Annotated in this window: 24 protein-coding genes and 1 pseudogene; 12 read left to right on the forward strand and 13 right to left on the reverse strand. The window is 65.4% G+C overall.

The annotated features are described in order from the left end of the window. Window positions 1-4: 4 nt before the first annotated feature. The 3 genes from ACLJPD_RS27415 to ACLJPD_RS27425 all read right to left on the reverse strand — a co-directional run bounded on the left by ACLJPD_RS27415 (window position 5) and on the right by ACLJPD_RS27425 (window position 3,395). Window positions 5-1,426, reverse strand: a complete 1,422-nt coding sequence (locus ACLJPD_RS27415; protein WP_410876031.1) for a family 2B encapsulin nanocompartment shell protein — start codon at window positions 1,424-1,426, stop codon at window positions 5-7. Window positions 1,427-1,734: 308 nt separating this feature from the next. Continuing rightward, window positions 1,735-1,911 (reverse strand): hypothetical protein, encoded by a 177-nt coding sequence (locus tag ACLJPD_RS27420; protein ID WP_410876032.1) that lies wholly within the window; start codon window positions 1,909-1,911, stop codon window positions 1,735-1,737. 731 nt (window positions 1,912-2,642) lie between these two features. Further along, window positions 2,643-3,395, reverse strand: coding sequence for a hypothetical protein (locus ACLJPD_RS27425; RefSeq protein ID WP_410876033.1), 753 nt, complete (start codon window positions 3,393-3,395; stop codon window positions 2,643-2,645). A 616-nt stretch (window positions 3,396-4,011) separates the two neighbouring features. Here ACLJPD_RS27425 and ACLJPD_RS27430 point away from each other — a divergent pair. From ACLJPD_RS27430 to ACLJPD_RS27450, 5 genes are all read left to right on the forward strand, one after another. Beyond that, complete coding sequence (locus tag ACLJPD_RS27430) at window positions 4,012-5,028, forward strand: helix-turn-helix domain-containing protein (protein ID WP_410876034.1); 1,017 nt, start codon at window positions 4,012-4,014, stop codon at window positions 5,026-5,028. Between the two features lie 162 nt (window positions 5,029-5,190). Beyond that, complete coding sequence (locus tag ACLJPD_RS27435) at window positions 5,191-5,748, forward strand: hypothetical protein (RefSeq protein WP_410876035.1); 558 nt, start codon at window positions 5,191-5,193, stop codon at window positions 5,746-5,748. Further along, window positions 5,745-6,407: a hypothetical protein gene (locus ACLJPD_RS27440; protein WP_410876036.1), complete on the forward strand. Its 663-nt coding sequence runs from the start codon at window positions 5,745-5,747 to the stop codon at window positions 6,405-6,407. The genes ACLJPD_RS27435 and ACLJPD_RS27440 overlap by 4 nt, the downstream gene beginning before the upstream one ends. A gap of 195 nt (window positions 6,408-6,602) precedes the next feature. Next, window positions 6,603-7,886 (forward strand): serine hydrolase domain-containing protein, encoded by a 1,284-nt coding sequence (locus ACLJPD_RS27445; protein ID WP_410876037.1) that lies wholly within the window; start codon window positions 6,603-6,605, stop codon window positions 7,884-7,886. A 278-nt stretch (window positions 7,887-8,164) separates the two neighbouring features. Continuing rightward, entirely contained in the window at window positions 8,165-9,538 is a 1,374-nt protein-coding gene (locus ACLJPD_RS27450) for a cutinase family protein (protein WP_410876038.1), read from the forward strand. A gap of 75 nt (window positions 9,539-9,613) precedes the next feature. Here the strand turns inward: ACLJPD_RS27450 and ACLJPD_RS27455 are convergent, their stop codons facing one another. The 5 genes from ACLJPD_RS27455 to ACLJPD_RS27475 all read right to left on the reverse strand — a co-directional run bounded on the left by ACLJPD_RS27455 (window position 9,614) and on the right by ACLJPD_RS27475 (window position 14,027). Next, a complete protein-coding gene (locus ACLJPD_RS27455; RefSeq protein ID WP_410876039.1) occupies window positions 9,614-9,826 on the reverse strand; it encodes a helix-turn-helix domain-containing protein in 213 nt (70 codons plus the stop codon). Between the two features lie 200 nt (window positions 9,827-10,026). Continuing rightward, the gene (locus ACLJPD_RS27460; RefSeq protein ID WP_410876040.1) at window positions 10,027-11,001 is read right to left on the reverse strand and encodes a helix-turn-helix transcriptional regulator; all 975 of its coding nucleotides are present in this window, start codon (window positions 10,999-11,001) and stop codon (window positions 10,027-10,029) included. Window positions 11,002-11,175: 174 nt separating this feature from the next. Continuing rightward, window positions 11,176-11,808: a GNAT family N-acetyltransferase gene (locus ACLJPD_RS27465; protein WP_410876041.1), complete on the reverse strand. Its 633-nt coding sequence runs from the start codon at window positions 11,806-11,808 to the stop codon at window positions 11,176-11,178. Then, the gene (locus tag ACLJPD_RS27470) at window positions 11,805-12,983 is read right to left on the reverse strand and encodes a ThiF family adenylyltransferase (RefSeq protein WP_410876042.1); all 1,179 of its coding nucleotides are present in this window, start codon (window positions 12,981-12,983) and stop codon (window positions 11,805-11,807) included. Before ACLJPD_RS27470 ends, ACLJPD_RS27465 begins: the two co-directional genes overlap by 4 nt. Window positions 12,984-13,238: 255 nt before the next feature. Beyond that, window positions 13,239-14,027, reverse strand: coding sequence for a helix-turn-helix domain-containing protein (locus tag ACLJPD_RS27475; RefSeq protein ID WP_410876043.1), 789 nt, complete (start codon window positions 14,025-14,027; stop codon window positions 13,239-13,241). Between the two features lie 116 nt (window positions 14,028-14,143). Between ACLJPD_RS27475 and ACLJPD_RS27480 the strand changes: the two genes are divergently transcribed. After that, window positions 14,144-14,593: an SRPBCC family protein gene (locus tag ACLJPD_RS27480; protein WP_410876044.1), complete on the forward strand. Its 450-nt coding sequence runs from the start codon at window positions 14,144-14,146 to the stop codon at window positions 14,591-14,593. Between the two features lie 45 nt (window positions 14,594-14,638). Here ACLJPD_RS27480 and ACLJPD_RS27485 read toward each other — a convergent pair whose 3' ends face one another. Both ACLJPD_RS27485 and ACLJPD_RS27490 read right to left on the reverse strand, forming a co-directional pair. After that, window positions 14,639-15,901 carry an MFS transporter gene (locus tag ACLJPD_RS27485; protein WP_410876045.1) on the reverse strand — a complete coding sequence of 421 codons (1,263 nt, stop codon included), beginning with the start codon at window positions 15,899-15,901 and terminating at the stop codon, window positions 14,639-14,641. Between the two features lie 79 nt (window positions 15,902-15,980). Next, window positions 15,981-16,964, reverse strand: coding sequence for a helix-turn-helix transcriptional regulator (locus ACLJPD_RS27490; RefSeq protein WP_410876046.1), 984 nt, complete (start codon window positions 16,962-16,964; stop codon window positions 15,981-15,983). A gap of 63 nt (window positions 16,965-17,027) precedes the next feature. Here ACLJPD_RS27490 and ACLJPD_RS27495 point away from each other — a divergent pair, with 63 nt between their 5' ends. The 3 genes and pseudogenes from ACLJPD_RS27495 to ACLJPD_RS27505 all read left to right on the forward strand — a co-directional run. Beyond that, on the forward strand, window positions 17,028-18,170 hold the full coding sequence (locus ACLJPD_RS27495; protein WP_410876047.1) for an epoxide hydrolase family protein: 1,143 nt from the start codon (window positions 17,028-17,030) through the stop codon (window positions 18,168-18,170). A gap of 221 nt (window positions 18,171-18,391) precedes the next feature. Further along, the gene (locus ACLJPD_RS27500) at window positions 18,392-18,838 is read left to right on the forward strand and encodes an acetyltransferase (RefSeq protein WP_410876048.1); all 447 of its coding nucleotides are present in this window, start codon (window positions 18,392-18,394) and stop codon (window positions 18,836-18,838) included. Next, window positions 18,813-19,175, forward strand: a pseudogene (locus ACLJPD_RS27505) (DUF2252 family protein); the annotation flags it as partial. The gene ACLJPD_RS27500 and the pseudogene ACLJPD_RS27505, both read left to right, overlap by 26 nt. Window positions 19,176-19,255: 80 nt before the next feature. Here the strand turns inward: ACLJPD_RS27505 and ACLJPD_RS27510 are convergent. Then, the gene (locus ACLJPD_RS27510) at window positions 19,256-20,839 is read right to left on the reverse strand and encodes an MFS transporter (protein ID WP_410876049.1); all 1,584 of its coding nucleotides are present in this window, start codon (window positions 20,837-20,839) and stop codon (window positions 19,256-19,258) included. Window positions 20,840-21,183: 344 nt separating this feature from the next. On the opposite strand from ACLJPD_RS27510, the gene ACLJPD_RS27515 reads away from it, so the two are divergent. From ACLJPD_RS27515 to ACLJPD_RS27525, 3 genes are all read left to right on the forward strand, one after another. Beyond that, a complete protein-coding gene (locus ACLJPD_RS27515) occupies window positions 21,184-21,492 on the forward strand; it encodes an amphi-Trp domain-containing protein (RefSeq protein WP_410876050.1) in 309 nt (102 codons plus the stop codon). Next, complete coding sequence (locus ACLJPD_RS27520) at window positions 21,489-22,823, forward strand: diacylglycerol/lipid kinase family protein (protein WP_410876051.1); 1,335 nt, start codon at window positions 21,489-21,491, stop codon at window positions 22,821-22,823. The genes ACLJPD_RS27515 and ACLJPD_RS27520 overlap by 4 nt, the downstream gene beginning before the upstream one ends. 341 nt (window positions 22,824-23,164) lie before the next feature. After that, window positions 23,165-23,509 (forward strand): nuclear transport factor 2 family protein, encoded by a 345-nt coding sequence (locus ACLJPD_RS27525; protein WP_410876052.1) that lies wholly within the window; start codon window positions 23,165-23,167, stop codon window positions 23,507-23,509. Between the two features lie 31 nt (window positions 23,510-23,540). Here the strand turns inward: ACLJPD_RS27525 and ACLJPD_RS27530 are convergent, their stop codons facing one another. After that, entirely contained in the window at window positions 23,541-24,098 is a 558-nt protein-coding gene (locus ACLJPD_RS27530) for a TetR/AcrR family transcriptional regulator (RefSeq protein WP_410876053.1), read from the reverse strand. Window positions 24,099-24,224: 126 nt separating this feature from the next. Further along, window positions 24,225-25,124 (reverse strand): fumarylacetoacetate hydrolase family protein, encoded by a 900-nt coding sequence (locus tag ACLJPD_RS27535; protein WP_410876054.1) that lies wholly within the window; start codon window positions 25,122-25,124, stop codon window positions 24,225-24,227. Window positions 25,125-25,175 lie beyond the last annotated feature (51 nt).

Below are 25,175 nucleotides of genomic sequence, written 5' to 3' on the forward strand. Positions count from 1 at the left end.
GATGTCAGCCCTCGGCGCCGAGCTGCACGTTCTCGAGGATCGCGAGGGCATCGGGCACCAGCACCGCACCCGAGTAGTAGGTGCTGACCAGGTAGGAGATGATCGCTTTGTCGTCGATGCCCATGAAGCGCACGTTCAATCCGGGCTCGTACTCATCGGGAATCCCGGTCTGGCGCAGGCCGATCACGCCCTGGGCCGCTTCGCCGGTGCGCATCAGCATGATCGAGGTGGTGCGGCTGGCCGAAGTGCCGATCTTGTTGCACGGCAGGATCGGTATTCCGCGCCACGACGGCACCCGATGCCCGTTCAGCTCGGTGCTCGTCGGGTAGATGCCGCGGCGGCTGCATTCGGCGCCGAAGGCGGCGATAGCCTTCGGATTGGCCAGGAAGAACGCGGGTTCCTTCCAGACCAGGGCGAGCAATTCGTCCAGGTCGTCCGGTGTCGGCGGACCGGTGCGGGTACTGATCCGCTGACGTGGTGCCGCGTTGTGCAGCAGACCGAAGTCGCGGTTGTTGACCATCTCGTCTTCCTGGCGCTCGCGCAGGGCCTCGATGGTCAGCCGCAGCTGCTGTTCGATCTGGTCCATCGGCTTGTTGTAGAGGTCGGCGACCCGGCTGTGGACCCGCAGCACGGTCTGCGCGATGCTCAATTCGTATTCCCGCGGCGACAGTTCGTAGTCGACGAACGTGCCCTGCAGCTGCTGCTCACCCTCGTGACCGGAGGCGAGCTCGATCGAACTCTCGCCGTGGGGGTTGGCCCGCTCATCGGCGACGGCATCGTCGAGCTGTGCCGCCCGCACATGCTCACGCAGTCCTTCGATCCGTGCGCTGACCTCGGCCAGAGCGCGGTCGGTGAGGACCAGACAGGTACACGCGGTGACAGCTTTGACCGTGAAGTCCCACGGCTGCGCGTCGGCACCGAGAATCCGTTCCCCGATGAACCGGCCGTCGGTCATGATCTCGAGAACGGTCGACTCGCCGTAGGCACCGGTGCCGAGCTTGTCGGCCTTGCCGTGGACGAGCACCACGAGTTCCTCGGCCGGCTGACCGGCTTCGGCGATGATGTCGCCGGGCGCGTACTGCCGTTCGACGAAGGAATCCGCGACCGCCTGCAGGGCAGCGTCATCGGTGTAGGCACGCAGGTAGCGCAGTTCACGTAGATCGGGAGCGAGCACCCGCGCCTGACCCGCGGTGTCGTAGCAGGTGATCAAGCCGTCGCCGACGGTGTAGGTGAGGCGGCGGTTGACGCGGTACACACCGCCGTCGGCCTGCACCCAGGGCAGCAGTTTCAGCAGCCACCGCGAGGTGATGCCCTGCATCTGTGGCACGGATTTGGTGGTGGTCGCCAGATTGCGCGCGGCCACAGTGCTGAGGCTCAGCTGCGCGACGCCGATGGTTCCGGAGAAAGGTTCAGCCAGTTCGGTCATGGGGTTCTTCCTGCTTCGAGAGACATGGGAGAAACGAGATGACACACCACGGGGGGCAAACGAATCAGCTAGTCCCCGGCTATTGATTGCTGCACTAACGATGATACTGGACAGCGAGTCATCCACGGAGGAAATTGACCTGAATCATGTTGCACAACAATCGAATTCATAGACCAACCCCGATTTCAGGGTATGCGTGCACGCATTTGTCCGGTACCCGGAAGAAAGTGCCACCCGGTTGCTCTGGACATAGCGGATCAACTGGACGCGCATTCGCGAACCCGGGGCAAGCGCAGACCTGCCACGGCTCATGAGCGTCTGGTCGCCGCCCTTGCCGCACCCGCACTCCCGATGACCATCAGTAGGGCAGTGAGCGCCCAGCGCCGCTGTTCGACCACCACCGGTTGGGCGACCACCGCCTCCGGTTCCTTCTCGGGTGGCGGAACAAATTTCGCCGGTGTGAGGACCGGGGCGGGCGGACTCACGGAAGGTGCTGCGGGTAACGGAAAGGGGGTCGGTGCAGCGCTTGTCGGCACGCTCGGCGGTGACGGTGGTGGTTCTCGAGCAGGTGATGGTTCGGGGGTGGGCGGTGTCACCGACGGCGGCGCCGGGGCAGGGGGCAGCGGCTTCGGCGCAGGCAGCGGCTTCGGCGGCGCGAGCGCGGGCGGAGGCGCTGGAACTGGCAACGGCAGCGGCGGTGGTGCCGGAGCAGGCAACGGGAGCGGCAGCGGTGGCACCGGAACAGGCGCCTCCGGCCCGCCGAACGGGCGGGCCGGGGCGGGCAATTCCAAACCCCCGAGGGGCGGAACCGGCACTGGATCAGCCGGGCCCTCGTACGAGCGATCAGGAACGGGAATCTCCGGCACCTCGAAGCGAGGAACCACCGGCTTCTCGAATGTTCTTGTCGGCGTGACGATCTCCGGTCGAATGCGCCGTTCGCCCTGGCCCGGAAGCCGAGGTTCCGCGAACGGATCCACGGCGCCAGGGCCTTCCGGTTCCTCGAACCGAGGCACCGATCGAGGAGCCTCGTTCGGCGCCACCTGTCCGGTCGTGATGCCTGGCTGCACGCGAGGCGTACCCGGGGGCTCCGCGGGTGCCGTAGTCGACGGCCCACCCGGCACGGCGAACCCACCGGGAACAGCACCGACCGACCCGGGTACGAACAGGCCCGCCCCCGCCAGCAGAGTCGCCCAGAAACCCATTCGCACCGGCCTTTTCATGTCAGTTGCGCCAGCACTGCGTCGAACGCCGCCGGGGTGACCGCGGCCGCCCGGCCGTAGGGGTTCTGCAATTCGAAGATGGTGAAGATCATGAAGGTCACCAACGCCGCGAAACTGGCCACCACCAGGACATGAACGCGCGCGCTGGTGCCTGCGAACAGCAGCGACAAACCCACCGAAAGGATCGCGCCGAGCGCCAGGGCCACCCACATCATCGGCGACAACGCGCTGCCCGCGGCCTCGACCCTGACCTGCCTGGCCTCGTAGACCTCCCACAGTCGATCGGCCGCCGCGATCTGGCGCGAACGCTGCCATTCGTCGGTGGCCGGGCTGGCGGCAATGGCGGTGCGCACCGCCGACAGTTGGTTCCACGCTGTGTTGTCGACTTCCGAACCGGAGGTCATGGCGGGCCATTCGACCTCGATCACCTCGCCGGTGTAGGCGTGGACAGCACTGGTGATGGTGCTGCGGGCCGGTTCCGGCAACGCGTCACCCGCCCACTGCAGGGCGAGCAATTGGTCTGCTTCTTCCGACGCGGCCTTGGCCGCGCCCGCGTTGGTGTCGAGCATGCCGATGAGCAGGAACGACGCCAGCACCACCTGCAGTCCGCCGACGAGGGTGAACACCTGTCCCACCGACTCGTTGGTCGACTCGCCGTCGCGGCCCTTGCCGCGCCTGCGCAACAAGTAGGCGGCGGTCCCGGCCAGTCCCGCGGCCACGATTACCCACAGCAGTGCTTCCCACAGCATGTCTCGGTAGTCCTTCGTCGTCGAGGTGGGCGATGATGCGCGCCGAAGATCATTGAAGAGTCCGTTGACCACCCGGAAGGAAGGGAGCACACGATGCGGAATGCCGTGACCGTCAACGGCGAAATAGCAAGGGAGCCAACGAACTCGAGGTTAGGCCGCCGACACGGGTATCGCAATGATCAAGCAAACCATCGGAGAGCTCCCGTCACGCCCGCCGAATGACCGAAATCGGCAGGCGGGACCAGCCTTCCGGCCAGTCGACCGCCCGGCTTCCGCAGACCGTCCTGGCACGACATCCCGGCGAACTTGGCACGGAATGCGAGTGTCGTCCACACCGCGACACCGAGATCCACCTACCCGGTCAACGCCACCGAATTGCGCTGTTATCCTTCGCCTTTCGAGAGCGATTCCAAATGCCGACAGGCGCAGGCAACGGGGTGACAGATCCACGTCCTCCCCCGCTTCCGGCGCCCGGGGCACCCCTGCGCGGAGGTGGGATATGCACAGCGATACGGACGCGCACAGGATCGGGGCAGGCGGGCGGACCGAGCGTGGCGGACCGCACCCGGTCCGAAGGGAGGTCGATCCAGGGACTGCGACACCAGATGGGTCCGATTTGTTCGGATCGGCGCAATCGGCGGGCGAACTGATCCGGCCGGGAACCACCTGCCCGCTGGAACAACCGGGCCCCGCCGATGATCGGGGGGTGATCCTGCGCGGGTCGGGTGATCTGCATCGGGTGGCGTTCGGCTGCCACCTGCGCGCCCGGGAGGATTTCGCCGCCACGCTGTGGACGTCGAGCACCGGGTCGGTGCTGGTCGCGCGGCTGCGATCCTCGGACATCACCGCTGAGCGCGGCATCGGCGCCGACGACGACCACTACAGCCAGTACCTACAACTGGGCCTGGTGCTGGCGGGCCGAGCCACGCTCGAACAACGAGGGCACCGCTCGACCGCGGTTGCCGGCGAGGCGTTCGCGGTGTGCCTCGACAGCCCGTTCCGGTCGGCACTCGCACGATGCGAGACCCCGGCCACCGACGTGCTCTATCTCTACCTCCCGATGGATTCACTGACCGCATGGGGCCTTGACGCCGCCGCGGCGGGCGGCTGGTCGTGGCCGCTGTCGCGGGCGGCGGTATCCACCCTGATGGTTGCTCGTGACATAGCCTGTGGCGCAACAATTCCCGGCAGTCTTCGGATAGTTGCGCGAATCGACGAGATACTCTTCCGCGCGGCAGTGGTCGCTCTGCTCGAACGGGATCTCACGGATGCGACCGGGGAACTGACGGCCGAGGATGTGCTGCGGCGCCGCGCGGCCGAGTTCATCGACCGGAATTTCGCCGACCCGACAGTGAACCCGGATGCGGTCGCGGTCCGGCTGCACGTGAGCAGACGAACACTGTTCCGTGCGTTCGAACTCCAGGGCCTGTCCGTCGCACGGCTCATCCGAACTCGCAGACTCGCCGCCGCGGCGAGCGCGCTCAGCGACGGCACCCGTGGCCTGCGCGACATCGCCGACAGCTGCGGTTTCCGCACGGTCGATCAGCTCTCACGGGCCTTCCGCGCCAAGTACGGGGTAACCCCCGCCGCCTACCGCAGCACCCGCCGCCGGGAGGCCCCGACTGCGCGGTGACCGCGGAGATCATTCGGCCAGGATGCCGACGGCAAGACGCATTCGCCGGGCTGCGGCGGATCCGGTGTCGGCCGGGCGGAGACGAGTTCCCCGGCGCGTCAGCCTGTTTGAGAATCGATTGACGAGGCATTCCGGGACAAGAGGCTCGTAGAAGGAGAACTTGTGACTTCCGTAATCCTGGTAGTTGTCATCGCCATCGTGGTCGTACTCGCCGGTGCGGCTCTGCTGGCTCAGCCGTACCTACGCCGGAAGCGTCTGCGCCACCGCTTCGGGTCCGAATACGACCATGCCCTCGAGCACACCGAGGATCGCCACGCCGCCGAACGCGAACTGGTGGAACGCGAGCGCAGGCACGACTCGCTCGAACTGCGTGCACTGACATCTGAGCGTAAGCACGAGTTCACCGAGGCCTGGACCAGCGTGCAGGAGCGCTTCGTCGACGAGCCCGCCGACGCCGTCCGCGAGGCCGACCAGCTCATCACGACCGTCATGGCCGAACGCGGCTACCCCACCGAAGGTTTCGACCAGCAGGTCGCCGACCTCTCCGTCGAGCATGCCGCGACCCTCGGTCACTACCGCGACGCCCACCTCATCGCGACCAAGCACGCGCAGGGCCAGGCGAGCACCGAGGACCTTCGGACCGCCATCGTGCATTACCGCGCGCTGTTCCTCGATCTGACGGACAGCCACACCACGCACAAGAAGGACACCGTTTCATGAGCACCGAATACGACCGAACCAAGACCGATACGCGTACCGACGATCTCGAGCACGGCCATCGCGACGAACACGACCGCTTCGCGGCCGGTGAGCCAGGCGAACACCAGGTGATCGACGCCGAGCTCATCGATCCGGATTCCGGCCGGGATCCGAAGGCCGCCGGCACCGTGGACGACGATACCCACGTCGTCGGCGGCGCCACGGAAGCCGAGCACGAGACGCTGTCGGATCACCGGCACGACAACACCGGCGACCGGCACGACAACACCGGCGGCGTGCACGACAACACCGACGACGTGCACGGCATCGACGGCGACGGGCACGGCATCGACGGCGAGCACTCGCCCGTGGCGGCCCACACTTCAGTCAAGACCGACGCGGAGGACGACATCGTCCCGCTGTTCGACGAACAGTCCCTGGAACAGCTGCGCGGACGCTGGCGCGAACTGCAGGGCGCCTTCGTCGATGATCCCCGCGACGCCGTTTCCAAGGCCGACAACCTGGTCGGCGAGCTGATCCACGAACTCACCAGCACCTATTCCGAACGCCAGAAGCTCATCGCGGGTCGGTGGTCGGAGGACCCTGACACCGAGTCGTTGCGGCGCGCGCTGCGCAGCTACCGCGCGTTCTTCAACCAGCTTCTCTCCCCCGCCGCCTGACCTCGGTAGCTGCCAAAGCACCGTACGAGCGCGATATGCACGGCGCGCTCGTACGGTGCTGTCGTCTCGTCGGCGATACCGCCGATTGATCGCTACCCGAATTCGCACGAGCCGAGTTAAAGTTGCACCGCGTGACATTTCCCCTCCTGAGCGAACGCTGAACGGAGAATTATGGGACACCGGTCGAATATCGCAGTGTTTGTAGCGACCGCGGGTTTGTTCATCGCCGCGGGCTGCGGGACGTCATCGGATTCCGGCGGCGGTGCCACCAGCTCCCCGGTCGAATCGCAGGCCGAGCCCGCGTACGCCGCCACGCTCAGGCCGATGATCACCCAGCTCATGAAGGACAATGTCATTCCAGGCGCCGTCGTGGTCGTCAAATCGCCGAAGGAAGGCAACTGGACCGAGACATTCGGCACCCGCGTCATCGGGGCCACCGATCCCATGTCGGCGGACGACTACTTCCGCATCGCCAGTAACACCAAGACCATGACGTCGACGGTCATCCTACAGCTGGTCCAGGAGGGCAAGCTCGCCCTCGAGGATCCGATCGACAAATATTGGCCGGGTGTGCCGAACGGCGATCGCATCACCATCGCTCAGCTCTCCGAAATGCGAAGCGGGCTGTACAGTTACACGTTCGACCCGCAATTCAACGCGATGCTCGACAGCGACCCGAACAAGGTGTGGACACCGGAGGAGTTGCTCGCGATCGCCTTCTCGCACCCTGTCAATTTCGCGCCGGGGGAGAAATTCGATTACTGCAATACCAACATCATTCTGCTCGGTCTCGTCATCGAGAAGATCACGAAGATGTCGGCCGCCGAGAATTTCCAGAAGCGGATCTTCGAACCGCTCGGCCTGAAGCACACCTCGCTGCCCGCGGCGACGGATCACTCGATCCCCGATCCACACCCGCAGGGTTACGCCTTCGGCACCAATGTCTCCACCATCGACACCTACGCCCTGCCGCCCGAGGAACAGGCCGCCGCTCTCGCGGGCACGCTGCAACCCAGCAACGCGACCGACGCGAGCCCGTCGTGGACGTGGACCGCGGGTGCCGCGATATCGACGGTCGATGATGTGGCCACGTATGTGCGGGCACTCGTCGAGGGCGACCTACTGGACGAGAAGATGCAGCGAGTTCGCATGGACAGCATCCAACCGATCGATCCGGCCGCCCCCGATGTCGCCGGATACGGTCTGGGAATCGTCCGATTCGGTATGCATCTGTTCGGACACGACGGTCAGATGCCCGGGTTCATGACCTTCATGGGCCATGACCCAGCGTCGGACCTCACGATCGTGGTCGCCACGAACCTCGCGACGGTACCGTCGGGCGAGGGATCAGCACTGGTACTGGTCAAGGCCATGCTGCCGACCTTCTACGGTCCCGAGGCGGTGCCAGGAAACCCGGCTGCGCCGAGCCCAGGCACGACAACCTCGCCCACCAGCCCTGCCGGACCGACGCCGAAGTAATCACACTGTCCGATTGCCGGGAACGATAGGCGCGAGGGAACAATCCGCAGGCGTCGCCGCCGGACACAGGCTAGAGGTACGGTGTGCCGATCGGCGCCGATGTGGCGGTGAGGTGTGTCGCCGTGCCGGTGTCCCCGGAATCAAATCTGAAATGAAACTGTGTCTGAAAGTGTCGGCGGAACCGACGGCGAGTGGCGAGAATTGGCCACGACGGTTCGGTGTGATTCAGCACCTGCCGTACCGTCGTGAATCCCCTTCGGCAACAGAGGAATCCAACGATGAACAAGTTGTCGAGAGCCACCGTGGCGACGGTGGTTGCCGCCGTCGTCGCGGTCGGGACCGTGGCGGTCGGCGTCGCGCAGGCGGAAAAGCCCGGCGCGCAGCCCTGCACCCCGTACACGGCAATTCTCGCGCCGGGGACCTGGGAGACCACGCTGGACGCCGATCCCGAGGTACCGGTCGGGATGCTCCGGCTCGTCGGCGATGGCCTGCAACGGCAGTTCGGCCGTGACATCACGGTTCTCTACGTCCCTTATGCCGCAAGCGCTTTCGACCTGGGTCTGAGCTACGCGGAGTCCCTGAGCACCCTGGAATCCCGACTGCGCCTCATGATGCGTGGCCTGTGCAGCTCGACACGGGTCATCCTCGCCGGCTACAGCCAGGGTGCGGACGGTATCGGCGATCTCGCCACCGAGATCGGCAACGGCGACGGCCCCATCGGTGCCGATCGAGTGGTCGGCGTCGGTCTCCTGTCCGATCCGCATCGCGATCCGAATACCACACTCTCCCTGGGGAATACGCAGCCCGGTTATGGCATAGCCGGAACACGGAGCCGGGATTTCGGTGCCTTGACCGAGCGGGTTCGCACCCTGTGCTCCGATGGCGACCTGTACTGCTCCCTCGATGCGGCCACCTCCCCGTTCCTCGCCGTGTTGGGCCGGGTCCTGAGCGGTGATTCCCAACCGATCGCGAACGTCATCCCCGCCACGGTCGATCCAAGCAGCCTGATCGCTCAAGCCGTCACCATGGGCGCCGGCTGGACCGCCACCGCGGCGAACCTGCCCACCATTCTCGACAACCTGACCCGCCTCCCTGAGTTCATCGCGGCGGGTGACATTCACGGTGCGCACCGGGCCGCGCGCGCCCTGAACGTTGCTCTGGCCCCGTTGGTCCAGGCTGCCGCGGGTGTGGACCGAGCCCTGGTCGCCGAGGTCATCCGCGCAGCCGCCGCCGTCGATCCCTCCGGTCGCACCGCAGGCGTCAGCGTCATCGCCGACGCCCTCATGCACATCGATCTTCTGAGCATCGCCGACAGGGTCGGCCGAATTCAGGAAATCCTCTGGCGTGCAGTCGAATCCCTCGATCGTCACGATCCCGTCGCCGCGGCTGCCGACCTGGCGACCTTGGCCGCTACCGGCGCCGACCTCACCGGCTCCGTGCTCGGCCCCGTCGCCGCAGGCATCCGAGCAGACCTCCGCGCGACCACCCGCACCCTGCTCAGCATCGCCGACCCCGCCACCGTCGATGAGCTCGTCCAACTGGCCCGTCAAGGCGTGGACATCGCCAACTTCTACGCCTCCGACGCGCACATCGACTATGGCGACGATGTCCGAATCCTTCTGAGCTACCTGAGCTCCCAGGTAGTTTCCTAGCTCGGAAGATTCGACGCCGAACACTCGCTGTCGCGTCGGCACGATCTGGATCGTGCCGACGCAACGGCATTCAGATCAGCACGACACCACACCTCTGGCCGAGCTGTTGAGATGCACCCCTAAGACTCTCGACAACTCGCCGACGTTGTCGGCGCTGGGTGTCACCACATCGCGTTCCCAACGGCTGATCTGGTTTCCGTCCGCGATTCCGATCCAGTCGGCCAATTCCGCCTGGGTGAATCCGGAGGCCATCCTCGCCGCCCGAATAGCTTTGCCGATCGTGGACATGGTCTCCCCTCTCTCTCGATGCCCTCGGCACGGACCGCATCAGCGCCGGTGCCCGTCGTCGAACACTCGTACTCCTGAAGCGGTCTCGCGCAACCACATTCGAACGATAACGACGAATCGTCCCACGAAGGCGGCTGTGACTGCACGACAACTGACTCTGCACGCACAAATGTGCGTGCAGCCGGGCGCGGAATCGCCGGCTACTTCGGTGGGTCGTCCGCATCGGTGGCGCTGCGGCGCCAGTCGCGTGGCGTCATACCGAATGCTTCGCGGAATCGCCGGGTGAAGTGGGCGGCGTCGCGGAAACCCACGGCACCGGCCACCGCCGCGACGGACCGGTGCGCATAGCCTCTGTCGATCAGCATGTCACGGGCCCGGACCAGGCGTTGTTCGATGATCCACTGCTCGAGGCTGATTCCCGACTGTGCGCATATCTTGTACAGATGCCGAACGGAGATGTTGTTGGCGGCGGCGATAGCGGGGATCTTCAACGTCGAATCGGACAGGTGTGTCCGCACATACCCGAGGATCTGCTCGATCAGCAGTTGCTCCGGGATGGCGGCGCCGTCACCCGGTCCCCGGCCGGCCGCCGAGATCAGTAGCGCCCGAACCATTTCCAGGCACGACTCGCCCACCGAGGCGGCGGCCGGATCGGTTTCGAGCTGGTCGGCGATCCCGACGAGATGCTGGATCTGCGCCGTGACCATCGGGTACAGCGGCGATGCGGCCAACCGCCCGTGCGCCGCGATGACCGTTTCCGCGGAGATGCCGAGGCGCTCCCTCGACAGCTGCAGGCACAGCGTGCCGCCGAGACCGCGCCAGCCGGAGGCGAACGTGGTGGCCAGGTCGATCACTTCGCAGGCGCCGGGTTCGATCAGCGTTTGCGCGCCGAACTGTTCGTGCCTGCGGACCTGTCCGTTCTGAACGGTCACCGTCAGGGTGTCGCTGGGCGTGGTTCGCTCATGCCGACTGGTTCGCAAGACCTGGTGACCGGATACCTCCGAGCGGGTGAGTGCGATCGGACCCAGCATCCAGGCCTGGTGCCGACTGACCACTTCGGCCGGCGAATCCCACATCTGCAGGTTCGCCCCGATATCGGCTTCCTGCAGGATCGCGGTCACCGCCTCTCGCCGGTCCGCCGGCCTGAAGTAGTCGGAGTCGATCAGCACTGCCATGGGTGATCTCCACTTCGGATCCTCGCCGGCGGTGGAGTCCCTCCCGTCGCCGGCCGCTGCGCGTTCGGGTGGTCGCAATTCCGGCAAAGGTGATTGCGTGGGGTCTGTAGTCGGCGATGCTATCGCGCCTCGGCCCACCCGGAGCCCGATTCGGGTGGGCTTCCGCACCGACTTTCACCGACCCGCGGTGGCGTGTTCCCTTGCCGCGGTTAGCCGTAACGCCAGGATTCGACGTTCGGCAGCTGTCGCCGTCGCAGCCCATTCCGGTTGCAGAGCCGCGTAAGTGCACACGTCGCGCCACCGACCCTGGGTTCGATACAGCTGCCGCAGCCGCGCCTCCGGTGTCAAGCCCACTCCCGCCATCACCGTGTCCATCACCGGATGATCCTGCCGGTGCCCCGCCCATACCCGGTGAATCCCGAGCGGCCCGAAGGCGAATGCCGCCATGAGCCGCCCCGCCTCGATGCCACCCGCACGCAACGCCCCTTCCGGAACCACGACCAGACCGCCGATCATCGCGTTGCTGCCGAAATCCTCTACCAGCAGGCCGATGGTGCCGACCATGGTGTCCACACCCGGTGCCGTGATCGCCAGCGTGTACTTGCGCCGCGGACTCTCCTCACGCGAGCGCAGGGCGGCGTCGAACGACGCCGCGGCCGCCCGGACACCCATGCTGTCGGTGCCCATGAATCGGGTCAAGCGCGGGTCGGTGAAGATCCGCTGATAGACGTCGAGATCACCGGCGCGGAGATCTCGCAACCGCAGCCGCGCGCCGACCAGTTCCACGTTGCGCAGGTCGATCGTCAACGGACTTCCTCCATCGCCCGCACGAATTCCGCGCCGATCCGCGGATCTACCGCGGGTATGAGCTCGTCGAGGTCGATATAGGTTCGCCCCGACGGGATCGGCTCACCGAGCAGGATCCGGCGAGCCGTGTCCGCCACCAAGGCGCCGCCGAGCATCACCCCGGAGGCGAGTTGAGGCCAGCTGGACAGGCTCCGGCCGATGTCACCGACAGCGTCGCGCATCGCCGGACTCAGCCGCGGCTCATCGACCACTGCCAGCAGAAACGACAGCCGCTCGCCCCGGTTCATCCTCGCGACATCGGCCGAGGTCGACCCGCCGGTGCGGCCGTGGAACAGCGGGCGATGCGGTTCGTGATCGAAACGCTCCACATCCAGCAAGCCGCGATCGTTGGCGTCCATCAGGACCGGGATCCCTCGGCGCCGCGCGTACTCGCGGGCAGCGACTTTCGCCCACACCGTGTCGCATTCCTCCACCAGCAGATCCAGCGGCCGGGCACCGCCCACTCCGTCGAAGAACGGCCCGATCGACTCCTCGGTCAACCCGTCCATGAACACCTCGATGTCGAGATAGGGGTCGATTTCGAACATCTGACGCGCCGCCAGCACCGCCTTGGAAACACCGAGATCACCCACCCCTGCCCGCAGCCGGTTCAGATTCGACAGCCCGACGGTGTCGAAGTCGGCCAATCGGAACGATCCGCCGACGCCCTCCATCGCCAGCGTCACAGCCGCACTGTTGCCCACCGACAGCCCGACCACACCGATCCGCCGCCGGCGCAGGTCTCGCTGCTGTTCCCGGTCGATCTTGTTGCGATTCCGATCGGTCCGCAGCCGCTGGAAACCCTCGCGCGGCAACACATGGACCAACCGGCCGTTCCACGGATAGAACGCCCACGTTCCCCACTGCCACAACGGAGTCTCGCCACAGATCCGACGCCGGGACGCTGCCAGCGAGCCCGTCGAATGCGCGAGGGCAGGGTCCTCGCAGCGGATCAGTTCGTCGAGCTGATCTTCGATCGTGTCGTGCACTGCGCTGACAGATCTCGACGCTGCCAGCGCTTCCAGGTCACGCAATCCTTCCGGATTCGATGCATCGAGCAGCACGGGACGGAACTGCGATGTTGCGGCGCCGGGCGTGAGTACCGCCGGACGCGAAGCCGAGCGATGCCGAACCATGTGTGCACAAACCTCCGAACCTCATGAGGCGAACGGACTTCCGCTCGCCTCTGTCGACCAGGACGCGCAAAGAATACACACAGCACACTTTCAGCAAACGCACCTTCGGTCCAGCGGCATGGCGCGAAAATACCTCAGCCAAAATGGGACTATGACCGAATCGGGTCGGCGCTCGAGGCGACCCGATCCATCACCCTTCCGCAGGCTCGCAATAATCCCGCAAGCATCGATTCCGGGACCTCCGACAACGACCGTTCACTGCCACCCGGTCCGACTCGCGGTGATCAGACGGCGTAGTGCGGCAGGGGTATGGCCGAGGTGCTCGCGGACGGTCCTGGTCAGGTGGGGTTGGTCGGCGAAACCGAGGTCGGCGGCGAGATCGGCGAGATCGGTTTCGCCGTCGGTGAGGCGATGGAGGGCCTGGCCGACGCGAACTCGGTTGCGGTAGTGGGTGAGCGAGACGCCCATGTGTTGGGAGAACACCCGGCTCAGCCGGTACGGGGAAACCTTCAGCAATCCGGCCAGCGACCGCAAACCAGCCGCTTCGGATACGCCGGTGAGGATCGCTTGGCGCGCCGCGGTGACCATCGTCTGGTCGGCGGGATGTGACCGCGGAGTCGACCGGCCGGTGGCGGCCGCGACCAGTCGGAGCAGTTCTTCGGTCAGCGCGTAATCGATGTCGCCGACCGCGGCGGCATCCAGCAGCCTGCGGTGGGTCAACTCGACGCGTGCGTCGATGTACACCGCGCGCGCGGCCATCGGCACGTCCCAGAACTCGGGGGTGATGCTCACCGAGGTGCACACGTCACCACCGGCGGGATGGGCGAACCGTTCCTCCTCCCCTGGCGCGCCCAGATAGCCGAGGGTGGGATCCAAGTCGGCGTCGACCCCGTCGGCGCGGCGCCGGAACGTGCCGCGCCGCACGAGAACAAGGCGGTGCTCACCGCACGCTTCCGGCGTCGACCATCGGGTGTGGTCGGCACGGCAGGTCACAGTGCTGAGGGTGAAGTCCGGCCGGGCGGCAAGGGGAACGGCGCACAGCATGGGCCGACCGTACGCCGAGGCTGTGACACATCGACCCCGCAAGAATCTTCAAGACCGGGGGCCGGTCCGGGCTGAATGCTGGGTGGGCAGCAACCCGTACCGAGGAGAGAGACACCATGGCATCTGTTCACAAAGAATTTCTGGTCGACGCCACACCGGACCAGGTCTGGGATGTACTGCGCGACTTCGGCGCTGTGCACGAACGCCTCGCTCCCGGCTTCGTCACCGACACCCGACTCGACGCCGACACCCGCACAGTCACCTTCGCCGACGGCACCGTCGTCGCCGAACGCCTCGTCGACCTCGACCCGGTGAACAGGCGTGTCGCCTACACCGTCGTAGGCGGGAGCCTGCATCCTTCGCACCACAACGCGTGGATGCAGGCCCTACCGGAGGCCGATGGCAGGACCCTGTTCGTCTGGCACACCGACGTGCTGCCCGAACCTCTCGCCGCATCGATGGCCGAGTCGGTCGACCACGGTGCCACGGTCATCCGTGCGGCATTGGAAGCGGCGGCAACGCGGTCGACCGGTATGGGCGAACCCGTGCACGAGACCGCTCGATAGCCGGGAGGGGCGGCGCGAAAACAATCCGCGCCGCCCTCCTCAGCGTCACCGCTCGCTGCGAACAGTGGTAGATCCGGCGGAAATATTCTGTGCGACAACAGAATCGGATCGGTCGGTGTGGATGCCTGTCCGATCGGCCAGGGTAATCACGCCCGCTGCGGCCGTTGTCGCCGCGGAGAGAAGGACCAGACCAGACCAGCCGAACCAGCCGATCGCGGCCGCGCCGAACGCCGTGCCCGCACTGCCCCCGACGAAGTAGACCGACATATAGGCGCTGTTGAAGCGCGCCGGGGCCGACGAATCGATCGCCAGGACCGCACTCTGATTGGCCACTTGCGCCGCGAACAGCCCGGCATCGAAAAGACCGAGACAGATCAGCGTCAGCACGGTGTTCGACAGAGCGGCGGCCAAGACGACTACCGAGGTGAGTGCGAGCGCGAGCCCGACCAGGATCACCGCCCTGGATCCGACCCGATCGGTCCAGCTACCGGCGATCCGGGTCGCGAGGACGCCTGCCAAGCCGGCACAGGCATACAGACCGATCCGCTCTGGGGAATACGAGTACGGGGGCTGCGACAACGCCACCGCGAGGCCCGCCCAGATCGCAGAGAACGCGAAGAACCACAGCGCACCCCGCGCCGCCGCCCAGCGCAGAGCCGCGAAGCGAGCGAAAAGTCCCGGAATCCCGCGCACCGTTCCCAGATATCCGGCAGCTGCCCGGCCACGCACTGTCGGCAGGACGAGATACGACACCACCGCCACCGCGAGACAGGGCACCGCGAACACCAACAGGGTTGCGCGCCAACCGATCACCTCGGTGAGCCAGCCTCCGACGATGCGGCCCGCGAGGATGCCCGCCGAAATGCCCGCGGTGACGATCCCCAGGACAGTGGCCTGCCGACGCGGCTGCGCGAAACGCCCGGCCACCGAACTCAATTGAGCGCCAACGGCCGATCCCGCCCCGACCAGGCCGACAACCGCCCCCAGGACCCACGAAGAACCCACCGTCGCCCCGGCGGCCGAGGCAACCGCCAGCACCGCGAACTGCGCCGCCACTACAGCCCGCGGCGCGAACCGGTCCACCAGCGGCACCAGCAACACCAACCCCGCCAGATAGCCGATCGGCCCGCACGCCAACGCGATGCCGATCACCGCCGCGGAGGTATTCAGCGACCATGCGACCTCGGCGACGGCCGGTTGCAGCAGATAGACACTCGCGGTCGCGAGCGCGGCCGCCAGCGCCATGAACCACACGATCGGTGTACGCAACACCGTGCTCGACATCTCGGGAATCCGTTCGCCATCCATGCACCGACGATAGGAATTCCCGACCCACGGATCCGGCGGAAAACAGACGACACCGTCGCCGCCTCCGGTACCCGGTGGGTCAGTCCTGTGCGCGGTCAGCCGAATCGTCGCGGGGCGCGATGGCCGCGGTGACTCGGTCAGCCAACGCGCGGAGATGGTCGATGAGTTCGGGTGGTTCGTGCACGCGGAATTCGAAGCCGAAAAGACCGGTGTAGACGGCTATTTCGTCGAGTGAGTTCGATCCGACGCGCAGCAGACAGTGGCCTTCGTCGATCGCTTCGATGACCCCGACAGTCGGCGGGATCCGATCCGCGGCCACCGCCGCCGATACCTCGAGGGTGATGCGGGCCTGATAGCGATAGGCGGCGGTGCTGACACCGTGCGACACCCAGCCGGCCAGGTCGACCTCGGGTGCCTCGCGCGGAGTGAAGCGTGGCCCGTTGGGAATGCGCGGATGGAGGCGATCCACCCGGTAGGTGCGCCAATCCTTCTTCTCGACATCCCAGCCGACCAGGTACCAGCGCCGCCCCGTGTGCACGAGTCGATGGGGTTCGGCTGTTCGTCGGGTCTCGGTGCCGTCGTGGGTGCGGTAGTCGAAACGGAGCTGTTCGTGGTCACGGATCGCGGCGGCGATCGCGGTGAGCACCTCCGCATCGACAGTCGAGGTCGCGGCGGGCATGGTGACCGTCGCGGCCCGCAGTGCGGAGACGCGGCGCTGCAGTCGTGACGGCAGGATCTGTTCCAGTTTCGCCAGCGCCCGCAGCGAACTCTCCTCGATCCCGGTGACCGAACCACCGGCGGCCGTGCGCAGCCCGAGCACGACCGCGACCGCCTCGTCATCGTTCAACAACAGCGGTGGCAGCTTGGTGCCCGCGCCCAGTCGGTATCCGGCGGTGCCGGAGACCGCGTGCACCGGGTAGCCGAGTGTGCGCAGCTTGTCGATGTCGCGGCGGACCGTGCGCGGGTCGACCTCGAGGCGTTCGGCCAGGTCGGCACCCGTCCACACCCGGGGTGTCTGCAGTAGTGACAGGAGTTCTAGGAGGCGAGCCGAAGTTTCCAACACACTTCGCATTCTGCGCTACAGCTAGGGCAGTAGCTGTCCTAGCTGCCTCGTAGCGTTGTTCTCATGAGCGAAGCAATCACTCCCTTCCGCATCGACGTCCCGCAGTCCCAGCTCGACGACCTGCATCGTCGCCTGGACGACACTCGATGGCCGGACGGTGTCACCGGAATCGGTTGGGCGCAAGGTATTCCGCTCGATTACACCCAGGAGCTGGCGCGGTATTGGCGCACCACCTACGACTGGCGGGCACAGGAAGCGCGACTGAACGCGTTCCCGCAGTTCCGCACCGAGATCGACGGTCACCAGGTGCACTTCATCCACGCCCGGTCGGCGCAATCCGATGCGATGCCGTTGATCCTCACCCATGGGTGGCCCGGATCGATCGTGGAGTTCCTCGACGTGATCGGACCGCTGACCGATCCGGTCGCGCACGGTGGCCGGGCAGCGGACGCCTTCGACGTCGTCGTGCCGACGATCCCCGGATTCGGGTTGTCCGGACCCGCTGTCGGTTGGTCGACGAGCCGGGCCGCGCGGGCCTGGGCGGAACTGATGCGTCGGCTCGGCTACGAGCGCTACGTCGCCCACGGCGAAGACACCGGTGCGGCCATCTCGCGGGAACTCGCGGTGATCGATCCCGACCACATCGCGGCATTGCACGTGACCATGATCGCCTCGGCCACTGTCACCCCCGAGACGGCCGATCTCGACAACCCTGCCGAGAAGCGTGCCCTGCAGCTGGCCCAGCGTGCCGAATACGAACTCGGCGCCTACGCGCTGTTGCAGGCCTCCCGCCCACAGACGCTGTCGTACGCGCTCGCCGATTCCCCGGTAGGCCAATTGGCTTGGATCGTCGAACGTTTCAAGGACTGGACCGACTCGACCGATGTGCCCGAGGACGCCGTCGACCGCGACACGATGTTGACCAACGTCATGATCTATTGGCTCAACGGCACCGCCGGTTCGTCGGCGCGCTACTACTACGAGGGCGCCGCGACATGGGGCAGTCCTGAGCCGAAAACCGATGTTCCGGTCGCGGTGGCAGTGTTGCCGCAAGACCTCGGCATCCCCGTCCGTCGCATCGCCGAACGGAACCACAACATCGTGCGATGGACCGAATTCGATCGAGGCGGCCACTTCGCCGCGATGGAGGAACCCGACCTGATCATCGACGACCTCCGTGCCACCTTCCGCGAATACCGGAGTTAGGTGCCCAGGCGACGAGCTTCCATTGCGAACCTGAAACATCACTGTATTAACAGGAAGGTTCCGGTAAACTAGCGTGTCGAGATCGACGGATCGTGGGCGATCAATTCCGATCGCAAGCAGCATTCTCCAGTTCGCGCTGCACCGATTTGTGCCGCGTAATCCGCTGTCCCCTACCGGGTGCGAGATTGCGTCCAGATCTTCGCTGCGACAAAAGGATTACCATGACCGAGCGCAATCCTTCCGCACATCGTGCCATCCCCGAGGAAGAGCCTTTCGAACGGCAGGCCGTCGCCGGGGGGATCTCGGTGTTGGCGGCGATCATGCTGTTCATCACCGCGGCGGCCTCCATCCTCGAGGGAATCTCCGCGATCGCCGAGGACGAGTTCTATGTGGCCGGTATCAACTACGTCTACGAATTCGACGCGACTACCTGGGGCTGGGTTCATGTCGTCCTCGGTGTGATCGCCATCGTCTGCTCGATCGGTTTGATGTCGGGCACCGCGTGGGCGCGATACGCGGCGGTGGGCATCGCCGCACTGGTGATCATCGCGAACTTCCTGTCGCTGCCCTATTATCCCGCGTGGTCGATCGTGATCATCGCGATGAGCGTCGTTGTCATCTGGGCTGTCACCGCCTGGAAGCCTGCTCGGCGACATCACCAGCTGTGATGTCGAAAACTACGAAGCGCGTAGGTTCGGCGGCCCATCCGAGCCGGACCGAACGCGAACATCGTGGTGTCAAAGCCCGGTCGGCATTCTCGAGGAGCAGGCAGCCGACCGAGTCCCTGAACTGGTCCCGCTTCGCTACGGACGGATGGCTGCCACGGCGTTCACCTTCTATCGTGGCGCCGCGGCGATCATGGCAGACGATCTGTCCCGCTCGCCCGCCACCGGTCTGCGGACGCAACTGTGCGGGGACGCCCACCTGAGCAACTTCGGCGTTTTCGCCACTCCGGAAAGCAAGTTGGCCTTCGATGTCAACGACTTCGACGAGACGTATCCGGGCGCTGGCTTTTGCGCACGCTCGGGGCGGCGACCGGATCGCCATCGCCGAGGGTCGCATCACCGCCGATACCGCGACCTGAATCAGGACGGTTTCGGCACGGCTTCCGGTATGCGCCTCATACGGAACGAGTTGAACAACCCGATGAGACCGGCCAAGAGCGGAACCAGCAGGGCCACTTGCAGGGCGAGTGGCCGGGCGTCGGTGTTGATGCGAACGACCTCGTCACGGATCTGCGGAGGTTGGTCGACGAGCAACTGTTCGAGCTGGGTATTGCTCATGACCTCGGCGTCTTCCTCGAGTACCTGCGCCACCTGTTGTTGCTGTGTCTGCGGGAGCACCGTGCTCGATTCCGCCATGCTCGTGAACGTGATCGACAACGTTGCCAACATGATGGCACCGGCAAATGCCAGCCCGAAGGACAACCCGAACGACCCCGCCGCAGAATTGACGCCGGCGGCTTCGCTGATCCGTTCCTCCTCGATCGGAGCCAGCGTGTAGTTGTTGAGCTGAGACACCAACAAACCCAACCCTGAGCCCGCGATCACCAATGGGATTATGAGTCCCCAGCCGAATTCCGCCCGTGGCACGATAGGAATCAGCAACACGATCCCGGCCGTGAAAAGTATGAATCCCCACCTGATAATACTGCTCGCCGGCCGATCACCGGCATATCTGCCCATGAGCACCGCAACGGCGAACATGCTCAACGACAGGGGTGCGAGGGACAGCCCGGCTTGCATCGCGTTGTACTCCAGCACCATCTGCAGATAGATCGGCAGGGCGATCATCGTGCCGCCGAGGGCGATCTGCTGAAGCATCTGTCCCGAGATACCCAGCCGGAAGATCTTCGATCGGAACAGATCCGGGTCGAGCAATATCGGCTTCCCCGCGCGCTTGCGCCGAACGAGCCCATAGGCGAGGCCGGCCAGCGCGATCGCTCCGATGGCCAGGAGCGCCCCGACGGCTTCGCCGCCTTCCTGCCACACCAGGATTCCCAGCACGATCCCGCCCATGCCGAGCACGGACAACACTGCCCCGACCAGGTCGACGCCGCGGGGGCCGGTGTAGCGCACATCGCGGACTATTCCCATCCCGGACAGCACGATCCCGATGACGACGACCTCGAGCACGAACCCGACGCGCCACGACAGGTAGGTGGTGATGAATCCCCCGAGCAGTGGGCCGACCGCGGCGGCGATCGCAGCTGCCGCACCGACCAGGGCATAGACCTTCTTCTGTGCCGCTCCCTCGAAGTTGCCGTGGATCAGCGATTGCATGGCGGGCAGTAGCAGCGACGCACCGATCCCGCCGAGCACCGCCCAGAAGATGACGATCGCGATCAAGCTCTGCGCGAATGCCATCGCCGACGCCCCGACCGCGTAACCGAGCAGACCCAGCACATACGCCCGCTTGCGTCCGATCAGGTCGCCCACTTTTCCGCCGATCAGGATGAATGCGGCCGAAACCAGCGCTTCCAAGGCGATCGCAGCTTGGACCCCACTGACGGTCGTGTCGAGATCGCGAACCACCGCCGAGATCGACACGTTCATCAGCGACGTATCGACGACGAGCACGAACATCGCCATCGACAGCAGTATCGCCAGCAGATGTGGATTGCGGCCCGCGTGCCCAGCCGAATCGTCGTTCATCGATCGTTCGCTCATAGAAGGCCCACCGTCCCGGCAATCGCGACGCGCTCGTGGAATTTTGGCTTCAGCATGGCGAATTCTTCGACCTGCCGTCGACACCACGGCCGCTGCGGACCGCGCTGAATGGAATGGGCAGCGTGAGTGCGACGTGCCCATCCCGTCTCAGTGAGTGTCTCACGTGTGCGGGACGAACCAGCCGACGGAGTCGCATCTGTGATCGAAGGGCCACACGGAAAGTCACCACTATGCACACGTTCTCGGGGTACTGAAACATCGCCTGTATTACCAAGAACATTTTCGGTAAACTGCTGGCGACCTCTTCGAAGACGCGTCCACAGTGAATCCAGTCAGGAGTCGTCGTGCCCAAGTTGGAGATAAAGAGGAAGTCCGAGCTCTCCCGCAAGGAGGTATCCGAGCATCTCATCGCGATCGGACAGGCCCTCGCGGGCGGCTCCGAAGTGGAATTGGGAGAAAGTGGCGATTCGATCGAAATCGTTGTCGCCGACCGTGTCCGTTGGGAACTCGAGATCGAAGTCGACGGCGACAAGACCGAAATAGAGATCGAGATAAGTTGGCATGACGAGCCGTCCGGCGAAACTCCGCCGCAGCGCGCGGCCCCGGCCAAGGCTGTGCGTCGTGGTCGGCCGCGCAAGACACCCACTAAATGACTCGTCAACAACACCGCGGAGTCAGTGATCGCGCTCGACACTGGTGGGCGCGGGCGGCATTCGTCTTCGCTGCCTGCGCTGCCGTGGTGCCCGCGCTTTCCGCCGGCATCATGGGCGCGCTCGCCTTGCTCATCGTCGGTGTCGGCGGTGTCGTGGTCACGGTGGCCGCGCTCTACACGTTCTTCACCCGAATGGGATTGCTGCGGTGGCTCGCCCTCGCGGGGGCGTGTCTGTCGCCGGTCATCGTCGTGATCTTGTTCATGCGCGCACATCTGTTGTGGGTCGTGCTGGTCTCGTGCGCGCTGGCGCTGTTGGCGCTCAGCTGCGCACGCACCGCCCTGCATCGCAGCGGTTCGGATACGGCCATGCCCGAATATTCCGTCCCACCACCACAGCGTCCCTTCCTGATCATGAACCCGCACTCCGGTGGAGGGAAGGTCGCGAAGTTCGACCTCGTGCGAAAAGCCGAAGAACTGGGCGCCGAGGTCGCGCTGCTCGAAGGGCCCGACAACATCGACGTCAACGCACTGGCGCGACGCGCGGTCGCGCGAGGGGCTGATCTGCTCGGCGTCGCGGGCGGCGACGGAACCCAGGCACTCGTCGCGGCTGTCGCGGTGGAACACGAGCTGCCGTTCCTGGTGATCAGCGCCGGAACCCGCAATCACTTCGCCATGGATCTCGGACTCGATCGCGCCGATCCCACCCGATCACTGGAAGCACTCCGCGACGGTGTTGAGTTGCGTGTCGACTTGGGCGCCATCAACGGCCGACCCTTCGTCAACAACGCCTCGTTCGGGGTCTACGCAGAGGTGGTGCGTAGCCCCGCATACCGCGACGACAAAGCCGCGACAGTGCTCGCTCTGCTGCCCGATCTGCTCACCGGACACAGCGGCCCGAAGCTGGTCGCGCGGATCGGCGAGGCCGCCGTCGATGGCCCACAGGCCATCCTGGTGAGCAACAACCCTTACGGCAGTAGCGATCTGGCGGGTCTGAGCCGTCGCGCCCGGCTCGATCGTGGCGTTCTCGGCGTGGTCACGCTGTCCGTGGCCAATGCCAGGGAAGCGGTCGGGCTGCTGCGCCGCACTCGCCTACACGGGCTGTCACAGCAAGCGGCGGTCGAACTGGTCGTCGACGCCGACACCCCGGAGATCCCAGTGGGGGTGGACGGCGAATCTCTGCTGCTGCGCACGCCGGTGCGCTGCACCATCGAACCGGGCGCCTTGCGAGTGCGTGTTCCCAGGACCAGGCCAGGAGTCAGGCCGGCCGCGCCGGAGTTGGACTTGGCACGCCTGTGGCAAATCACGCACCGTTCAGCCCCCGCCTCGAAGTGAGCCGTATTCGACCAGGGTGGGCCTGTCGTCGAGTTTGGCCTGTCGATTCGCGTGCCACCTGGGGGTACACCAACTAGGCCGCCGGGCCTTGTGTCATCTCACCGAACATCGCGAGGGGCGCTTCGCGAGCAACACTCCTGCTATCCTCAACAGATGTTGTAGGTGCCGGGCGCACCGTCACTGATATCGCTCTGCCACAAGACTTTCCGAACTTCGCGTTCGAAAGCGGAACCGCTTCGTTGACCGAGATGCCCAATTGAGCGACCAGACGCACCCGAGAATCTCGGCGTGACACGCCGAGGGGCCCACCCCTGATGCATTCGTCGCCTGAAGGAGTAGTCATGCCCCAGTCCCCCGTCGCGGTGCAGACAGCCCTGCACTACTTCACCGCCTTGACCGCCGGGAACCTCAGCAAGGCCATGCACTATGTCGCTGATGAGGTCGTCTGCGACACACAGGGCAAGCGCGTGCACGGCTCCAGAGCGTACCGACAGTTCATCTCACAGTGCCTGCCCGCGATACGAGGGGCGACGCTCGTCGCATCCTTCGGGAATGACACCACAGCGGTGCTCATTTACGACCTCACATCCCCACCCCGTCTACGTTGCCGGGGCGCGGACCGTCTCGTTGTCGACAAGGACAGGATCGTCAACATCGTGACCGTGGTCGACAAGGTGCCGCCTTAGCCGTACACGGTGTCGATCTCCTGGCGGATGGTTACTCGATGTTCCACGAGCGCAGCAGACCTGCGATGATCGGGTGCAAGGAATCAGCCAATGGCGTTGCCCCGATGAGTACTTGGCGTTGGATCAAGCCTTCGATCACGATCACCACCACTTCGGCGGTGATCGCGGGATAGTCGTGATCCATTGCGGTGACGATATGCGCGGCGAACTCAACGAACGCGCCACGCTGCGCATCGAACTTCGCACGGATCTGTGGATCACGTTGGGCCTCGGCCAACAACATGTGCCGGGCAATGACACGCTGACGAGCCGGTGGGGTGGTCATTTCCTGCACGAACGCACTCATGCGGTCCACCACGACGGTCATGGGAATCTGCGGGGTGCTGATCAGGTCGGCGAAATGAGTGGCGGCGACCACCCCGTCGCGGGCGAACAACTCTTCCAGTGCCAGATGGACCAGATGCGCCCGGGTAGGGGCGTGATAGTTCACCGCGCCGCTGCCGAATCCGGCCGCAGCGTCCACCGCTCGGTGAGTCAGCCCACGAAGACCTTGTTCAGCGAGAACGTCTATCACGGCGGCGGCGATCACCTGCCGCCGCGCGACCTTGGTTCCGGTGTCGGTGGCCTTGATTCGCGCCATGAAACCACACAGTAGTGGCACCTGCCATCAACGCCGCCCACCCAGCCGACGCCGACAGAAGGCGGCGGACAAGTATCAGCTGGTGATGAGGTGTTCGACCTCGCCGATATCGTCGAGGGTCAAGGTGAGGACATCTCCCGGCGCGAGCCAGTTACCGGTTTCCATACCGCTTCCGCCGGGCAGAGTTCCGGTCCCGAACAACTCTCCGGGAAAGAGATGTTCGCTGTGGGAAGCGTGCGCGAGGACCTCACCCAGGTTCCATCGCATCCCGGCGCTCGATACCGTGTTGACGGTGTCGCCGTTGATTCTGACCGACCCGGTGAGGTTATCGATGCGTGGCAAGATTTCGTCCGCGGTCACGGCTGTCGCCGACATCGAACTGGCGAAATGCTTGGACTTCTGTGGCCCGAACCCGCTGGCCATCTCGGCGCGTTGAATGTCGCGCGCGCTGAAGTCGTTGAGCAGCACGAACGCGCCGATCGCCGCAGCAGCCTGCTGCGGCGTCGCACAGTACAGGGGCTCGGCGAGAACAAATCCGATCTCGAGTTCGTAGTCCAATGCCGAGGAGTAATCCGGCGCGCAGATCGGGGTACCTGACGGGACGAACGTCAGATGATTTCCCATGTAGTAGATCGGCTGCTGATAGAACAACGGCTTCGGCTTGAACAGCGGAAAGCTGCGACCACTCAGCCGCTCTACCGCAGCGGCCAACCGGTACTGCGTCGGATGGAATCGGCGCACCAGACCGCGGCTCGCGTCAATATTGTGCTGCTCGAACAGCATGAAGTCGCGAAATGATGCCGGGTTGAACGGCAGCAACAGCTCAGACTCGCGCAGATGCCCGTCAGCGACGCCGAGCTCCCACTGGTCACTGAACACCCTCCCCGCCACCGGTTCCGGATGCGCAGACCACTGCTCGTCACGGAAACACTGGGTCTGCAAACCATTTTCGGTCCGAATACGACGCAACTTCATCGACGATCCCCTGTTCGTTGTGGCCGACGGTCAGCCCGCGCGCGTCTCGGC

The organism is Nocardia sp. A7, assembly GCF_046549215.1.
Taxonomy (GTDB): domain Bacteria; phylum Actinomycetota; class Actinomycetes; order Mycobacteriales; family Mycobacteriaceae; genus Nocardia.

Bases quoted from the DNA above. Each gene is read 5' to 3' on its own strand.
- ACLJPD_RS27415 (WP_410876031.1), bottom strand. From the start codon at position 1,426: ATGACCGAACTGGCTGAACCTTTCTCCGGAACCATCGGCGTCGCGCAG.
- ACLJPD_RS27425 (WP_410876033.1), bottom strand. From the start codon at position 3,395: ATGCTGTGGGAAGCACTGCTGTGGGTAATCGTGGCCGCGGGACTGGCC.
- ACLJPD_RS27440 (WP_410876036.1), top strand. From the start codon at position 5,745: ATGAGCACCGAATACGACCGAACCAAGACCGATACGCGTACCGACGAT.
- ACLJPD_RS27450 (WP_410876038.1), top strand. From the start codon at position 8,165: ATGAACAAGTTGTCGAGAGCCACCGTGGCGACGGTGGTTGCCGCCGTC.
- ACLJPD_RS27455 (WP_410876039.1), bottom strand. From the start codon at position 9,826: ATGTCCACGATCGGCAAAGCTATTCGGGCGGCGAGGATGGCCTCCGGA.
- ACLJPD_RS27460 (WP_410876040.1), bottom strand. From the start codon at position 11,001: ATGGCAGTGCTGATCGACTCCGACTACTTCAGGCCGGCGGACCGGCGA.
- ACLJPD_RS27470 (WP_410876042.1), bottom strand. From the start codon at position 12,983: ATGGTTCGGCATCGCTCGGCTTCGCGTCCGGCGGTACTCACGCCCGGC.
- ACLJPD_RS27475 (WP_410876043.1), bottom strand. From the start codon at position 14,027: ATGCTGTGCGCCGTTCCCCTTGCCGCCCGGCCGGACTTCACCCTCAGC.
- ACLJPD_RS27480 (WP_410876044.1), top strand. From the start codon at position 14,144: ATGGCATCTGTTCACAAAGAATTTCTGGTCGACGCCACACCGGACCAG.
- ACLJPD_RS27485 (WP_410876045.1), bottom strand. From the start codon at position 15,901: ATGGATGGCGAACGGATTCCCGAGATGTCGAGCACGGTGTTGCGTACA.
- ACLJPD_RS27495 (WP_410876047.1), top strand. From the start codon at position 17,028: ATGAGCGAAGCAATCACTCCCTTCCGCATCGACGTCCCGCAGTCCCAG.
- ACLJPD_RS27500 (WP_410876048.1), top strand. From the start codon at position 18,392: ATGACCGAGCGCAATCCTTCCGCACATCGTGCCATCCCCGAGGAAGAG.
- ACLJPD_RS27510 (WP_410876049.1), bottom strand. From the start codon at position 20,839: ATGAGCGAACGATCGATGAACGACGATTCGGCTGGGCACGCGGGCCGC.
- ACLJPD_RS27520 (WP_410876051.1), top strand. From the start codon at position 21,489: ATGACTCGTCAACAACACCGCGGAGTCAGTGATCGCGCTCGACACTGG.
- ACLJPD_RS27525 (WP_410876052.1), top strand. From the start codon at position 23,165: ATGCCCCAGTCCCCCGTCGCGGTGCAGACAGCCCTGCACTACTTCACC.
- ACLJPD_RS27535 (WP_410876054.1), bottom strand. From the start codon at position 25,124: ATGAAGTTGCGTCGTATTCGGACCGAAAATGGTTTGCAGACCCAGTGT.